13 protein-coding genes and 1 pseudogene are annotated in these 15,869 nt (G+C 49.6%); all 14 read left to right on the forward strand.

Annotated elements, in window-relative coordinates; all coding sequences use genetic code 11:
- The first annotated feature begins 90 nt into the window (after positions 1-90).
- Positions 91-1,107 carry a porphobilinogen synthase gene (gene hemB / locus IQE94_RS04540; protein WP_223343194.1) on the forward strand — a complete coding sequence of 339 codons (1,017 nt, stop codon included), beginning with the start codon at positions 91-93 and terminating at the stop codon, positions 1,105-1,107.
- Positions 1,108-1,148: 41 nt separating this feature from the next.
- Positions 1,149-2,240 carry a metal ABC transporter solute-binding protein, Zn/Mn family gene (locus IQE94_RS04545; protein ID WP_223342793.1) on the forward strand — a complete coding sequence of 364 codons (1,092 nt, stop codon included), beginning with the start codon at positions 1,149-1,151 and terminating at the stop codon, positions 2,238-2,240.
- A gap of 3 nt (positions 2,241-2,243) precedes the next feature.
- The gene (locus IQE94_RS04550) at positions 2,244-3,014 is read left to right on the forward strand and encodes a metal ABC transporter ATP-binding protein (RefSeq protein WP_370630508.1); all 771 of its coding nucleotides are present in this window, start codon (positions 2,244-2,246) and stop codon (positions 3,012-3,014) included.
- Between the two features lie 21 nt (positions 3,015-3,035).
- Complete coding sequence (locus tag IQE94_RS04555) at positions 3,036-3,911, forward strand: metal ABC transporter permease (protein WP_370630509.1); 876 nt, start codon at positions 3,036-3,038, stop codon at positions 3,909-3,911.
- Between the two features lie 64 nt (positions 3,912-3,975).
- Positions 3,976-5,055, forward strand: a complete 1,080-nt coding sequence (locus IQE94_RS04560) for a GTP-binding protein (RefSeq protein ID WP_223342795.1) — start codon at positions 3,976-3,978, stop codon at positions 5,053-5,055.
- A gap of 120 nt (positions 5,056-5,175) precedes the next feature.
- A pseudogene (gene folE / locus IQE94_RS04565) lies at positions 5,176-5,748 on the forward strand (GTP cyclohydrolase I FolE); the annotation flags it as partial.
- Between the two features lie 42 nt (positions 5,749-5,790).
- Positions 5,791-6,051 carry a hypothetical protein gene (locus tag IQE94_RS04570; protein WP_223342796.1) on the forward strand — a complete coding sequence of 87 codons (261 nt, stop codon included), beginning with the start codon at positions 5,791-5,793 and terminating at the stop codon, positions 6,049-6,051.
- Positions 6,052-6,071: 20 nt separating this feature from the next.
- Complete coding sequence (locus IQE94_RS04575; RefSeq protein WP_223342797.1) at positions 6,072-6,563, forward strand: hypothetical protein; 492 nt, start codon at positions 6,072-6,074, stop codon at positions 6,561-6,563.
- Positions 6,563-7,375 carry a metallophosphoesterase gene (locus IQE94_RS04580; RefSeq protein ID WP_223342798.1) on the forward strand — a complete coding sequence of 271 codons (813 nt, stop codon included), beginning with the start codon at positions 6,563-6,565 and terminating at the stop codon, positions 7,373-7,375. The genes IQE94_RS04575 and IQE94_RS04580 overlap by 1 nt, the downstream gene beginning before the upstream one ends.
- Before the next feature lie 52 nt (positions 7,376-7,427).
- Complete coding sequence (locus IQE94_RS04585) at positions 7,428-7,973, forward strand: metallophosphatase (protein WP_255611355.1); 546 nt, start codon at positions 7,428-7,430, stop codon at positions 7,971-7,973.
- A 188-nt stretch (positions 7,974-8,161) separates the two neighbouring features.
- Positions 8,162-10,432, forward strand: a complete 2,271-nt coding sequence (locus IQE94_RS04590; protein ID WP_223342799.1) for an ATP-dependent helicase — start codon at positions 8,162-8,164, stop codon at positions 10,430-10,432.
- Between the two features lie 93 nt (positions 10,433-10,525).
- Positions 10,526-11,323 (forward strand): DUF6816 family protein, encoded by a 798-nt coding sequence (locus tag IQE94_RS04595; RefSeq protein WP_223342800.1) that lies wholly within the window; start codon positions 10,526-10,528, stop codon positions 11,321-11,323.
- Positions 11,320-15,438, forward strand: a complete 4,119-nt coding sequence (locus IQE94_RS04600) for a PAS domain S-box protein (protein ID WP_223342801.1) — start codon at positions 11,320-11,322, stop codon at positions 15,436-15,438. The genes IQE94_RS04595 and IQE94_RS04600 overlap by 4 nt, the downstream gene beginning before the upstream one ends.
- A gap of 95 nt (positions 15,439-15,533) precedes the next feature.
- Complete coding sequence (gene rpsT / locus IQE94_RS04605; RefSeq protein ID WP_194013583.1) at positions 15,534-15,827, forward strand: 30S ribosomal protein S20; 294 nt, start codon at positions 15,534-15,536, stop codon at positions 15,825-15,827.
- Positions 15,828-15,869 lie beyond the last annotated feature (42 nt).

Below are 15,869 nucleotides of genomic sequence, written 5' to 3' on the forward strand. Positions count from 1 at the left end.
GGTTCCTTTTTAAGAATGACTGCGGTATTATCAAAATGATAATCATTATCATTTCTGCTACCCATGACTCTCAGTGTCCCAGCCATTGCCATGCCGGTTCAGGCTCCTTCGGTGGAATCCCCTGTCCCTTTGTCTATCCCCCAAAGACCGAGGCGATTACGACGGACCGCCACCCTAAGGCGTCTGGTACGGGAAAATACCCTAGGGGTGGAGGATCTAATTTATCCCCTCTTTGTGACGGAAGGGCAGAACTTAGAACAGGAAGTGCCCTCCATGCCTGGCTGTTACCGCTACTCCCTAGACCGGCTATTGGCGGAAATCCATACCGTTTGGCAATTGGGCATCGGGGCGATCGCCTTATTCCCCCTGATTGAAGATCACAAAAAGGACAATGGCGGCACCGAAAGCTACAATCCCCAGGGATTAATTCCCCGGGCAATCCGGGCCATCAAGGAAGCCTGCCCAGACATTCTTGTAATTACCGACGTAGCCCTTGACCCCTACAGCAGTGAGGGTCATGACGGTATTGTGGATAACGGTCAAATTCTCAACGATGAAACCGTCGCGGTTTTAGTTAAACAGGCCCTAATGCAAGCGGAAGCCGGAGCCGATTTTGTTGCCCCCTCCGATATGATGGACGGCCGCATCGGAGCAATCCGCCGGGCCCTAGATAAGGAAGGTTGGATCAACGTCGGGATCCTAGCCTACTCCGCCAAATATGCTTCCGCCTACTACGGTCCCTTCCGGGATGCCCTGGATTCTGCCCCCCAATTTGGGGACAAAAAAACCTATCAAATGGATAACGCCAATGGCAGGGAAGCTCTGAAAGAAGTGGATTTAGATATTCGGGAAGGGGCGGATATGGTAATGGTTAAACCTGCCTTGGCCTATTTGGATATTATTTGCCGCATCAGATTCCATACTAATTTACCAGTAGTAGCCTACAACGTCAGCGGAGAGTATGCCATGGTCAAAGCAGCGGCCGCCAGGGGTTGGATCGACGAAGAAAAGGTAGTGCGGGAAACCCTCATCAGCATGAAACGAGCGGGGACAGACTTAATTCTGACCTATTTTGCCAAGGATGTGGCCAGGATGTTGGCCCGATAACTGGGTTTTTTTTCCTTGAACAATTACCTTTGATATCCGTTATGACTCAACTTTTTCCCATTCGCAAAACTGCCCTATTGGTTACTGCTTCCCTGGCGATCGCCGTTAGTGGTTGCGAACCGGCCGTTAGGGAAACCGACAGTCCCACAGCGGAATCCCCGGCCACGGATTTAACCTTGATGACGACAATTTTGCCCATTACCCAATTTACTAATGCGGTGGTCGGCGATCGGGCCGAGGTAATTCCTTTGATGCCCACCAACGTGGATCCCCATGATTTTCAGGCCAGTCCCGCCGATGTCAAGAATTTGGCTAACTCTAGGGTTTTGGTAAAAAATGGCTTAGAAATGGAGTCCTTTTTAGAGGGCTTAATCGCCAATGCTGAGAATCCGAACCTGACCGTAATCGACTCTAGCGGCGGCATTGCCACCATTTCTAATGGGTCTGGGGAAGGCCATAGCCACGACAAAACCACTGACCATAATCACGACCATGACCACGGGGAAGCTGGACACCATGACCACGGAGAATTTAATCCCCACATTTGGCTTGATCCTAAGCGGGCCATTCAGCAGGTGAAAAACATTAGAGACGGCATGATTGCGGTAGACCCGGAGGGGACGGAAATTTACACCGCCAACGCTGCTAAATTTATCGCCGAACTGGAAGCCCTAGATGGGGAAATTACTAATAAGCTGGCTCCCTTTACCGGCAAAACCTTTGTGGCCTTCCATGATTTTGCCCCCTACTTTGCCCAGAGTTACAACCTCAAAGCAGAGTTTATGGTGGATGTGCCGGCGGATAAACCAGCCCCAGCGGACATCAAACGGGTGATGGATACGGTGGAAGCTTCTAACCTGAAAACAATTCTGACTGAGCCTAGTGCCGGGGAAGATGGCTTTGAGGTGATCGCCAAGGATATGGGGGTTCAAGTCAGTATCTTTAATCCGATCGAGGTTGGAGGCCCTGAAGCCGTTAGCCCGGAATATTACCTTGCCACCATGCGCAGTAACGTCAACAATCTGGCCACATCCTTTGGGGCATCCACCAGTACATCAACCCAGTCAGTACTTCCCCTGGGGGCAATACGGTCTGTAGCTATGGTTCCCCAGAGAGTCGGAGTGCGGTTTTAGGAGATGACTTTGGGTACTGAAGTTTTGGTGGTGGAAGGACTGACGGTGTACCGAGATACCTACCCGGCGGTGCAGGATGTTTCCTTTGCCCTCGAAGAAGGGACAGACACGGCCATTGTGGGGCCCAATGGGGCCGGAAAAAGCACCCTGATTCAAGCCATTTTAGGGATTTTGCCACGACAAGCAGGCTATGTGTCGGTATTGGGACACCCCCTTGGTCGCCGGGGAACTCTCCCCCCCCAAGTTCGCCAACAGATCGCCTATCTGCCCCAAAACTTTCTCTTCGATCGCCGGATTCCCATCACCGTCAACGAATTGGTGGCCCTGGGGTGGGACGAGCTGGGTCTAAAATTGCCCTGGACTAACCGTCAAAGAAGACGCTTAGAGGTTCACCGGGCCTTGGATCTAGTGGATGCCCTCCATCTAGGGCCCCAACCCATCTCTCGCCTTTCTGGGGGGGAAATGAAACGGGCATTATTGGCCTATTGTGTGGTGCGACCCCGCCGCCTATTGATCTTGGATGAGGCCCCCGCTGGGCTGGACATCCATAGTGAATCGGAATTTTATCGCCTAATTTATCAACTGAAACGGGAGCAAGGATGGGCGATTTTGCAAATTTCTCACAACTTGGACATGGTGCGGAAAAACTGTGACCGGGTGCTATGCCTCAACCGAGTGCTCCGTTGTCAGGGAGCCCCAGATTATGCCCTTTCCGCCGATAATTTGGTGGCTTTATATGGCTCAGAATTTGTGCGCTATCGGCATCACCATTGATTACTTTTAATAACTGCCGGTGTGAAATTTCACGAGAACCATTACCTAACTAATCTTATCCCCATGCCGCCTTTCACCGAGAACCTAAACCTATTCCATTTTCCCTTTATGCAACGGGCCCTATTGGGAGGAATTCTCACGGGCTTAATGGGGGGACTGATGGGCAGTTTTACCGTTTTGCGGCAGTTATCTTTTTTTAGTGATGCGTTGGGGCATTCAGCCTTGTTAGGAATCAGTTTTGGCCTATTGCTGGGCATGGCTCCATCCTCAATGCTTTTGCCTTTTTCGGTGGTGTTTGCCCTGGGGGTCAATTACCTCTTGGAACATACCCGCCTTTGGACCGATGCTTTGCTCAATATTGTTTATTCCTCTTCCCTGGCGATCGGGGTAATTTTATTAACCTTTGTTGGTCAATATAAGGGAGGCATCAACAGTATTTTGTTTGGCGATATTTTAGCCATGGGTCAGAAGGACTTGATGGTGGGAGCTACCTTACTGGTGGTGTGTATCTTGTTCGTGGGTCTGACCCTACAATCCCAAATTTTGCTCACCCTCCATGAACCCCTGGCCATTGCTCGAGGTATTTCTGCCCCGGCCCACCGACGGGCTTTCATCATTCTGTTGTCCTTGGTGGTGGGTACTTCCATTAAGGCGATCGGAGTGTTACTAATTAGCGCCTTTGTGGTCATTCCCGCCTGTGCCGCCCGTTTATTTAGTCGTACCTTTACCAGCTATGTGATTCTATCGGGCATATTAGGGGCCACAGGGGCGGTGTTAGGCATGATCTTTTCTGCCCTATTTAACCTACCTTCCGGGCCGGCGATCGTCGCCATGCACTTAGCATTTTTTCTATTTGCAGTAATCAGTACTAGAGGGAAACTTTCGGTAATCACTTGACTAGATTACAGTCTCCTTAACCAACCATCGCCATTGGCAAATTCCCATTTTTTTTTGTAATGCTATGACTCCTCTAATTACTCCATCTTTGTCTAATTTACCGAAAAGAGGCTTGCCCGTCACCATCATCACTGGCTTTTTAGGTAGCGGCAAAACCACCCTACTAAATCATATTTTGAATAATAATCAAAATCTCAAAATTGCAGTTTTAGTCAATGAATTTGGTGATATCGACATTGATAGTCAATTACTGACGTCCGTTGATCAAGACATGGTTCAACTTAGTAATGGCTGTATTTGTTGCACCATTAATGATGGTTTAGTGGAAGCGGTTTACAATGTGCTAGAAAAAAATCAATTGATTGATTATTTGGTCATTGAAACCACAGGAATTGCCGATCCTTTGCCGATTATGTTAACATTTTTAGGGACAGAACTAAGGGACTTTACCCACTTAGATTCTGTAATTACCCTAGTGGATGCCTCGGAATTTACCGTAGATCATTTTGAGAGTGAAGCCGCGCTCAAGCAAATTATTTATGGGGATATTATTCTTCTCAACAAATCTGATTTAGTTAACCCAGATAGTCTTTATCAGTTGGAATTTCAAATTAATGAAATCAAAGAAAATGCTCGCATTGTCCGTTGTCAAAATGCGAAAGTGCCCCTGGGGTTACTCTTGGATGTTGGTTGCAACTACAAAGATATTTATCAAGGGTTAATTGAAGAAGAAATTGAGCAAAACCAACGGGATCAGGAAGATCCTGAGCATCATGACCATGGCCATGACCACCACAACCATGAACACCACCATCACCACTCATCCCACTTAGATAATGATGGCTTTATTTCCATTTCTTACTATAGTCACCGTCCTTTTTTGTTGGCAGAATTTCAAAATTTTCTGGAAAATCTTTCCGGTAATATTTTCCGAGCCAAGGGATTACTTTGGTTTCTTGATAGTCCCAGCAAATACATTTTTCAACTGAGCGGCAAACGCTGCACGTTAGAAGTTGAAGAGTGGGATGGTTCTCCCCCAGGCAATCAAATTGTCTTTATCGGCCGAGACTTGGATAAAGAGGATATTTATCAACAATTAGAACTTTGTTATCCTAGCCTCACAACCTTGGCAAGTTTGACTTAAATTGCCGAATTTTACCTTTACCCAATTATTTTTTTATCATCCATGACTGCTTTAATTCCTTCCCAAAAATTTACCGCTAACCAAACAATTTCCGCCCTTCCCACCCAAGCTAACCCCCCCGTATCTGAAGCTGAAATGCAGGCTGCGGTTAGAACATTGCTGTTGGGCATGGGGGAAGACCCTGACCGGGAAGGCCTCCGGGACACCCCTAAGCGGGTGGTCAAGGCTCTGAAGTTTTTGACCTCCGGTTATCAGCAGTCTTTGGACGAACTTTTGAATGGGGCCGTTTTCAGTGAAAATGCAAATGAAATGGTATTGGTCCGGGATATTGATCTTTTTAGTTCCTGTGAACATCATATTTTGCCCATTATTGGCCGGGCCCATGTGGCCTATATTCCCAATGGCAAAGTGATTGGCCTCTCAAAAATTGCCCGTATTTGTGAAATGTATGGCAGAAGACTACAGGTTCAGGAACGCCTAACGGCCCAGATTGCCGATGCTCTACAGGGATTACTACAACCCCAAGGGGTGGCGGTGGTGGTGGAAGCAACCCACATGTGCATGGTAATGAGAGGGGTACAAAAACCTGGTTCATGGACAGTGACTAGTTCGATGCAGGGAATTTTTGCTGATGATGCTAAAACCCGCCATGAGTTTATGAACTTAATTCGCCACAGTCCTTCTTTCCACTAGATTTTTCCTTTCTTCTATCCTTGATATTTTTGAACACTTTTTATGAGATCGCCTTCCTTAATTGCTGTTGCCGGGCCGCCGGGGGTCGGAAAAACAACTTGGATTACTGAACAATTGCAAAATATAGCTTGCCCAACTTTTTATTTTTCCCCAGGATTGGGGCCAATTTCCGTTGATCTGGCCCGCATTAACTATACATTTCCCGCTGTGCAAATCATTACTGGCGATCGGGGAGAGTCCTGGTTGGCCAATGTCCCCCGGAGGCGGTGGTTTACTGTGAATTGGGCTTTCATCTTGATTTAAATTCAGCCCAATTTGGCCCTTTGCCCTATCGTCGTGTGGCGGTATTGCCCCCTTCTTTAAAGGATTCGGAATGGCATGGTTGGGCCGACGAAATTATCCCCGGTAATGATCTTTCCCCAACTAATCCAGAGTCTTTGCCCAATTTATGGCGATCGCCGTTAACGGGAATTGTTTTTGATCCCCCCAGCCTAGAGATGATTCTCACGGAATTAACCGGGGGAGCCTACGGGGAACTACAACGGTTAAAGGGAATTTTTGAAATGCCGGACGGTCGGGCTTTTTACATTGATTTTGTCCAAGGACTGACGGGGATTGAATACGCCGAATTACCCCTGGAGCCTTGGTTGGAGGGTCGTCCCCAACGTTTCAGTGGCATTGAACTAGCGGGCTGGAACCTAAATCAGAAATTGATTGCCGATACCCTCCTGGAAGGCTGCCTAGCCGATGAAATTCTGACCCATTACCAGCAACAGTACAAAAACTTTAATCCCCTAGAGGAGGCGATCGCCTAATGAAACTTGCCGTTATTTCTTGCATCCACGGTAACTTTGAAGCTCTCAATGCCGTTTTATCGGACATTGATCAGCACAAAGCCGACCAAATTTATTGCCTGGGGGATTTAGTGGGCTATGGCCCCTACCCCAACGCGGTAGTAGAAATGATCCGCTCCTTCGATATTCCCACTTGCCAAGGCTGTTGGGACGAAGACATTGTGGAAGGTCTTAATGCCTGTGAATGTAGTTATCCTTCCGTACTGGCAGAAAACCGGGGTCGAGCGGCCCACGAATGGACGAATAATGTCATTCACCCTGAAGTGAGGGAATATCTAGCCACCTTGCCCCTAACTATGCGACATGAGAATCTTTGTTTTGTCCACGGTAGTCCCAACAGTCAGCACGAATATCTACTGCCCAGCATGGATGGTTTTGCCGCCTTGGAAAGGGTTTTAGCCACAGAAGCCGATGTTCTATTTTGTGGCCATACCCATGTCCCCTATGTGCGGGATTTGAAGGGAGGAACCATTTCTGTGCGGGTTGCCCAGAGCGCAGAAGATAAGGCAGATCAACAATTCACCACGCCCCTGAAACGGATTATTAACGCGGGATCGGTGGGGGAACCCCGCCATGGCCGTCCCAATGCCACCTATGTTTTGTACGATACGGATACGACCCAGGTAACTCTGCGGGAAGTCCCCTATGACTATCAACGTACCTGCGCCGCCATTATTGACCAGGGATTGCCCCCCATTTTTGCTTGGCGATTAGCCAGGGGATTAGAATTTGCCGAACGGGCCGATGATCCTAGCCATGTTTGCCAGCGTTAGCGATTATTTACGACTAAGAATAGAAGATTTATAGCAAATTTAAAAAAAAGTAATGATCAATAGTTACTGGGCAATTTGTAGTGGCATTGAGGGCAATCTGACAGCCTATGAAGCGGTATTAACCGACATTCAAAGTCTGGGCAATACCGTCACTGATTTGTACATTCTGGGAGATTTTTTAGGCTTACAGGGAGATAATCGGGCTGTTATTAGCCGCATCCAATTTCCCAGAGATGATGAACTGATTCCCCAAGTTTGTCTCGGTTGGTGGGAAGAACAGTGCTTCAATCTCCACGGCCTCCAGGGTTCCCTAGATGCCCTCGACCTGGTTGCCAAAGTGGGTACTGATGGAGCCAAGTTACTTTGGGAAAGCATAGACTGGGAGTTGGTGCAGTGGTTAAGGACTCTCCATTTTGGCTTCCATGAGTTAGATTGCTTACTAATTCACGGTAGTACTGTAAACCCGGCTGATGAACTAACCCCAGATACTCCTGCCATTGAACTATGCGATTGTCTCATTCGGGCCGATGCCAATAATCTTTTCTGTGGGCGATCGGGTTTAGCCTTTGAATGTTGGGTAGAGCCTAAACAATTATAGTCCCAAGTCACTACCCTAGATGGCCCCCAAGCTCCCCAGGATCAAGGAAAATCGCCCCGACGCATTGTGGGGGTAGGTAATGTGGGTCGGACAAAAGGCCAGGCCAATTATGTTTTGTACAATCCCGCTACGGATATTGTTAAGTTGAAGACCGTTGGCTATTGATCAATTGAAGAACGGCGATCGCCATGAATCAAACTTCCTTAAACCTAGAGCAACTCCGCCAAAGTTTACGTAGCAGTCAACGACCCTTGGCGGATTGGGGTGGGGGAGAAATGGCCGTTTCCGCCGTGCCTGGGGCCGGTAAATCCCATAGCCTTTCTGTGGCGGCGGCGATCACCATTGCCCACCATGGTCTACATAACCAAGAAAAATTGCTGATTGTCACCTACACTCGTTCAGCGGCGGCGGCCATCAAAGCCAAGATTAACCAGCGTTTACAAGCCTTGGGTTTGCCTAGTTTGGGATTTACGGTGCAGACCCTCCACGGTTTAGCCCTCAGCATTGCCCTACGGCATCCCGAAGTATCAGGGCTAGACCCAGAACAACAGACTCTAGTTTCGCCCCAAAAAGGGCATCGCTTAATCAAAGATGCGGTGGAACAATGGCGGCGGGAAAATCCAAAAACCTATCAAGCTCTGGTGGAAGCAGGTAATTTTGACGGGGAAACCACAGAAACTCTGCGGCGGCAGGCAGTACTGAGCACGGAAGTTTTGCCCGAATTGACCAAAATTGTGGTGGCAGAAGCAAAAAGTTCTGGCCTTTCTCCTCAGGATGTGGCGGATATGGGCCACATTGCCCTCGGTAGTGAACTCCTGCTGATGGGAGCCGGCTTGTTTAAGCATTACCAAGCCCTGATGGAAGCGAAGAATTGGATTGACTACAACGACATGATTTTGGCCGCCCTGCGGGTGCTAGAAGACCCCCACCTTTGCCGCCAGTGGCAGGAACAATTTTTTGGTGTTTTTGAAGATGAAGCCCAGGACTCCAGCCCTCTGCAGGAAAAGTTATTGACCAGACTGGCCCAAAACGCCGACGGCACCATTCGTTTAATTCGGGTGGGGGACCCCAACCAAGCCATTAACTCCAGCTTTACCCCCGCTGACCCCGTATATTTCAATCAATTTTGCCAACGGTGTCAGGCTTTGGGCAGTTTCGCCACCATGGACCAGGCGGGGCGTAGTAACTTACAAGTAATTGCGGCGGCCAACTTCTTGCTGGAATGGGTTAACCAAGATTGGCAAGCTCGATTTAATGGCCCCAAGGTGGATACGACTTTACCCTTCCGCCCCCAAGCCATTCGTCCAGTGGAACCGGGTGACCCCCAACCCAATCCTCCGGCCACCGATGGGGGAGTGGAAATTCGCTTTCCCCAAGATGTCAATGAAGAAGTGGAACAAATTCGCCGTCGCTTAGTGCCCCTGTTGTTGGCCAATCCCCACCACAATGCCGCCATTTTGGTAAGGGAAAATCGCCAGGGGAGGTTCGTGGCTGATCGCCTGAAAGATGTGGAAAAAGATGGTGGACTGAAAGTTTTGGATGTGGGGGACCAGGACCGTAACTCCCGCATACCGGGGGAGATCCTGAGTTTACTGCAATTTATTGATCGCCCCCATTCCCCCGATCTTCTCAAAGCCACCTTGACAGTGTTGCAGGAGCGCCAACTAATTCCCACTCAAGATTTAAATGCTTTGGCGGCGGTGCCGGAACAATTTCTCTACCCCACCCCCCTGATGCCTCTCCTGCCCTCCATGGCCGCCACTGCCCAGGGGCTCTGTCGTAGCTTGCTCAAAGCCCGCCTAGAACTGCCGGCCTATCAATTGATTGCTTTTTTGGGCCTGGCCCTCAATTATGACAGCTCAGATTTGGCCACCTTACAAAAGTTGTCGGAACGTTTACAGGTACAAACCCAACCCGAACGCTCATTAAAAAATTTACTCAGCGAACTCCACACCATTGCTAACGAGGAGCAATTTGAGGCGATCGCCAGCGACAATGACGAAAAGTACACCAGACCAGGACAAATCACCATCATCACCATGCATAAAGCGAAGGGATTGGATTGGGACTATGTATTTTTGCCCTTTTTGCACCAGGACACCCTGCCCGGCGATCTATGGGTACCCAAAGGGGGACAATTTTTGGGGGAATTTACCCTAGCGGAGGTGGCCCGGGCCCAAATTCGCACCGTGGTACACCATCGTCAACAGCAAAAGGCCGGGGTGATCGCCTTGCCGGTCACCGCCACCGCTTGGCAAGAAGCCCGCCACCTCAAGGAAGCAGAGGAATACCGATTGCTCTACGTGGCCATGACTAGGGCTAAGCGTTTACTGTCGCTATCCGCTGCCCAGGAAGGGCCCTTTGCCTGGAACCAAATGCAAGCCCGCAAATCCCCTCGGTTACGGCCCAAACAACCTTCCCAAGCCCTATTGGCTCTGCAAAAGCGCTTCGGTTCCTAGTTCCTAGGGGAAAGACTATAATCGGATCCAAAGGGTATTGGCGACCATGGCGATTGGTCTAAACCCTTACACAATATAGGTTTTGGTAAATTTTTGTCTAGATTTCTAGTTCGCTTAACAGTGCTATTTTTGTGCAATTTGCTCTGGCTAGTGGCCGGCATGGCCCCAGCTTTGGCCGAATCACTTCCTGATCGATGGGATGCCTATCCCCACTGGTCTAATTTACCTACCCTGGAACAGAGAAAAGGGGAAATTCATTATCCTGAATGGTTTGCCGGCACTTGGCAGGTCACCAGTACCCTCACCGAACAACTAGCCCCCCTGGCCCCGGACATCGTCAGTCCCGGCTTTGCCAAGAATGGGACATATCTAGAACAACCAGTAGAATTTCCTGTCAGATTCATTGACCAAACTCCCCTGCCGGAATTTAATTGGGCCCTGTCGGATTTGGTCAACAATACCCCGCTGATTGTGCCCGATCGCCGTTTTAATGCTGAAGCCATCACCCAGGCCTATTTGGGTAAAGATAGAGAAGATATAAATATTACTGTCCAGGTTAAAGAGCAACCCAGTCCCCGTTTAGTCACCGTTTTTCCCCAACATCAACGGCTGGTCTCCACTGTCCTAGGCTATAGCCAAAGCAGTCCCGACCCAGACCACTTCCTCGCCACGGAATTGACCAATCAACAATTTATCGCCGGTGGTACCCAGTACCTCAATCAAGTGGAAACTACCACCGCCTACTACCACCTTGGCCCGGGCAAAATTAGTGCTAGCCAAGTTACCGCCGTGTATTTATCCCCCACTGACCCGGATTATTTCGCCACCGGCCACCAGCCCATTGCCCTCTATCGCTATGAACTTACCCTAGAAGCTCTGCCAGAACCATGAATTTTGCCTTCACTCCCAGGGAGACCATTGCCAGGGCCATTCAATGGTCCTGTCTTTGTTTGCCGGGGGAGTTGAGTGCGGCAGAAGCCCTGAACTGTTGGCACCACCACCATGGCCAACACCCCTGGGAGCCAGAGGTAGAGGTCAAGGCTTTTCCCCCCTGGGCTTTGGTGCTAGATAGCCATGGTCAACTGTTGGGTTTATTGCCGGACTGGCAATTGGCCGCTGCCCTTTGGACTGAAAAATTTTCCCCGGCGATCGCCTTGGCGGAACTCTGTTTACCCTGCTCCCTGCGACTGGACTCGGAAAAGTTGCCTAGTCTGGGGGAAATTATGCAGATTTTTGCCACCTGGGGCTACGGCTGGGACGTCATCCCCGTGGCGGATCGACAATATCAAACCTGGGGATTGTTGAGTGTTGGCAATCTCATCCGCTCAGTAAATCTTTGTCAATTGTGGCAAAATCTTCCCCTCCAGGTGACGGCATCTCCTCCCCTTTGCCTCGGGTCAGAAACCACTTTGGGGCAATTGATCCGCCATTGTTTCGAGCAGCAAATTTCTAGTCTTCCGGTGGTCTATTCCTCCCCCCTACTACCCACCGCCACCACCCGCATTCCCCTGGGTAATGTCAGTCTCAGCCATTATTTTAGGAGTCCCAACTATGGCTCTCTCGGTCTGGATAATCCCATTGGCCCAGACCTCAGCCCCACTTTTCCCCTCTGCACCATTAACCAAACCTATTGCCATGCCAGGGAGCTACTCCGCCGGCAGAATGACGATTATGTGATCGTCACCAATATCAGTGGTGCTTTTGTGGGTTGGGTAGGGCCCCAGCAATGGCTTGCCACTGTCCAACCAGATGTTTTGCTAGAGGCTCTGCAACGGGAAATGGAAATGCCCCGCATTGTCCAGCATTTGGAAGCCCGCATCGTTTGGCAACAGCAACAACAACAACGTAACCAGCATTTAATTCAAAAATTACTCAGCCATAATCCCAATCTTATTTATCTCTACGATCTGGTCAAAAATGAAATCCTCTATCTCAATATCCCCTCCACTTTGGTAGACGGTGATTCCGGTGAGGCATCAATTCCCAACCCAATGGTCGAGGCTGGCCCCTGGCAGGCTCTCTTGCTTCCCCCCAATTATTTTGCCCGGGAAGAATTGGTGACTCTCCAAGCCCACGAGAAAAGGGAATTTAACTTTGAATTTACCGATGCCCGGCGATCGGTACAATACTTCACCGTCGAAATTTCCGCCTTTGAAATTGATGGGGGCGGTCAAACCAGCAAAATTCTCTGTTTGGCCCAGGACGTTAGCCAAGGCAAACGAGCGGAAGCGGCGCTCCATACCAAGGAACAACAATTGCAAATCCTGGTAAATACTATTGCCGATGGCATTGTCATTTTAGATAACCGTGACAAGGTAATTTACGCCAATCCCATGGCTTGCCAGATGTTTGGCCTCAGTGAGGAGGAGTTTTTACAATCTCAACTGGGGCTGTCCAACCAAGAGCAAACGGAAATTGGCATTAATGTCTCCCCGGAAGAGGAAGGGGTGGGGGAAATTAAGGCTGTGCCCATCCATTGGCAAGGGGAAGATTGCCGCTTGGTAACGGTGCGGGATGTGACCGATCGCCAACGGGTGTTGAGGAAACTACGGGAGAGCGAACAAGTCCACCGCACTTTGTTAGAGGCCTTACCTAATCTGGTTTGGCGACTGTCTTCCACTGGCGACGTGTGGGAGTGCAATCAACGGACGTTGGCCTATTTTGGTCGCCGGGGTCGAAAAATTCTGGGCAACACTTGGCAGCAGTTTATTGAACCAGGAGAACGGGAAAGGGTGCAAAGACAGTGGCATCAAGGCATCGCCGCCCAGGAATTTTTCCAGTTGGAGTGTCGATTTTGGAGGAGTGATGGTCAATACCGTTGGCATCTGTTGCAGATATTACCCCTGGAGGACCGCTTTGGCAGTATCAACGGTTGGCTGGCCAGCAGCACGGATATTGATGATCTGAAGCAAGCAGAAAGGGCCCTGCGCAACCAGGCCCAACAGGAAAAACTTTTATCTTCCATCAGCCAGAGAATTCGGGAGTCCCTCAAACTAGAAACGATTTTGCGCACCACTGTGACCGAAGTGCGCCGTACCATTCGCGCTGACCGGGTGTTGATTTACCATATCCAAGAGGACGGTGTGGGCACCACGATCGCCGAATCGGTGGTCAATGGCCAACCCTCAGTGATGCAAATGGATCTCAGTCCAGAAAACTTTCCGCCGGAGTGCTACCAACGCTACCTTAATGGTTATATCTATGCATCCCATGACCAATTACCGGATTGTGCCAGCAATTGTGCCGTGCAATGTTTCACCGTGGCGGAGTCCCAATCCAGAATAGTTGCCCCCATTGTCTTTGATCATGGCCTTTGGGGGTTACTAATTGTGCACCAGTGCTCCACTACCCGCACTTGGCAAACGGCAGAAATCCAATTAATGCAAAGCCTCGGTAACCAATTGGCGATCGCCATTCAACAATCATTACTGTACGAACGCTTACAGGAAGAACTATCCGAAAGGCAAAGGGCCGAACAAAAACTGTTGGCAGTCAACCAACTGCAAAAAGGCATTTTTGATGTGGCCAACTACATGATTATCTCCACCGACAGGGAGGGCTTTATCCGTACCTTTAATCGCACTGCGGAGGAAATTTTGGGCTACACAGCGGCGGAACTGATTGGCCAGCAAACCCCCCTCATTTTCCACGACCTAGAAGAAATGACCAGCCAAGCCGCCCAGATCTCCCAACAGCTAGGGCAAACCCTGGTGCCCAATTCCATCGACATGTTTGCCATTCCCGCTATCCAATGGGGGGTTTACGAAAGGGAATGGACTTACATCACTAAAACTGGCGATCGCCTACCGGTGTACATTTCCATCACCGCCCTGAGGGATGACCAGGGTAACGTGGACGGCTTAGTGGGGGTAATCACCGACCTAAGGCGACAAAAGCAAATTGAAATAGAGCGGCAAAACCTCGATTTTGTGGTCAAAAATAGCACCGAGTTAATTGTCATCACCGACCTAGAGCAAAAGGTCATCTTCCTCAACCAGGCAGGGCAATCACTAATGGGTCTAGAAAACTTGGAAGCCGCCCAAAGCACCTATTTGAGCGAATATGTGAGTCCCGAGTACCTCAATTTTTGGCAAACAGAAATTATTCCCCAGGTATTCCGTGCCGGCGCTTGGGAGGGGGAATTCAGTCTGCAACATTACCAAACTGCCGCCGAAATTCCCGTCACCGCCTCAGTGTTTCTCCTTCAAGATGGCAACGGACAACACCCAGTCAACCTAGTGGCGATCGTCCACGATATCACCCACATTAAAAATGCTGAAAAGCGTATTTTGGCGGCCCTGGAAACGGAAAAGGAATTGGGGGAATTGCGTTCCCGGTTTATTTCCACCACGTCCCATGAATTTCGTACTCCTTTAGCAATTATCAGTTCCTCCACTGGCATCTTGAAAAAATATTGGTCAAAACTGGATGGGCAAAGGCGCGGCCAACACCTGGAACGCATCCAGGAAAGTGTTCATCATATGGTGGAACTACTGGATGACGTGCTCACCATTAACCGGGCGGAAACTAAGTATCTGCCATTTGAGCCCCAACTCCTAGATTTAGTCGGCTTTTGTCAGGGCATCACTGATGAACTCCAGGGCAGTACAGAATACCATTGCCTGTTATTCAGCTATGATGGCCTTAGGGCCGGGGAAGCCGTCGCCTTTGACCCCAAATTGTTAAGGCAAATTTTGACTAACCTCCTTGGTAATGCGATCAAATACTCTCCTCCAGGCCACCAGGTGGAATTTCGCCTCCAACGCCGGGGGGATGATGGCATTTTTTCTGTCCAGGACTACGGTATCGGCATTGCCCCGGAGGAAATACCAAATCTATTCGATAGTTTTTACCGAGGCACCAATGTTGGTTCCGTTCCTGGAACCGGTTTGGGACTGCCCATTGTCAAAAAATGTGCCGAACTCCACGGCGGTGCCATTACTGTGACCAGCCAATTAGGCCAAGGTAGTCGCTTTGAGGTGGATTTACCCCTCTGGTACAGTTAGGCAACCATTGTCGTGGTGTCCCCAAACTGTTAGAATGACAATTCTGATCTTTGTGAACCCACCCTTTTTACAGTTACGTACCTTAGAGAGCAACCGTGGCTAATATTAAGTCCGCCCTGAAGCGCATCGAAATTGCTGAACGCAACCGACTCCAGAACAAAAGCTATAAGTCGGCCATCAAAACCCTGATGAAAAAAACCTTTCAATCGGTGGAGGCCTACGCCAATGACCCCAATCCTGACAATCTTGATACGATCAACACCAGTATGGCCGCCGCTTTCAGCAAAATTGATAAGGCGGTGAAGTGCAAGGTAATCCACAAAAACAATGCGGCCCGCAAAAAGGCTCGCCTAGCCAAAGCCCTCCAAAGCGCCCTGCCGGCCGCCTAGGCACCGTCCTTCCCCCAGGGGGAGTTAGTAGTTTTGGGTAAA

Source organism: Synechocystis sp. PCC 7339 (assembly GCF_019924095.1).
Classification (GTDB): domain Bacteria; phylum Cyanobacteriota; class Cyanobacteriia; order Cyanobacteriales; family Microcystaceae; genus Synechocystis.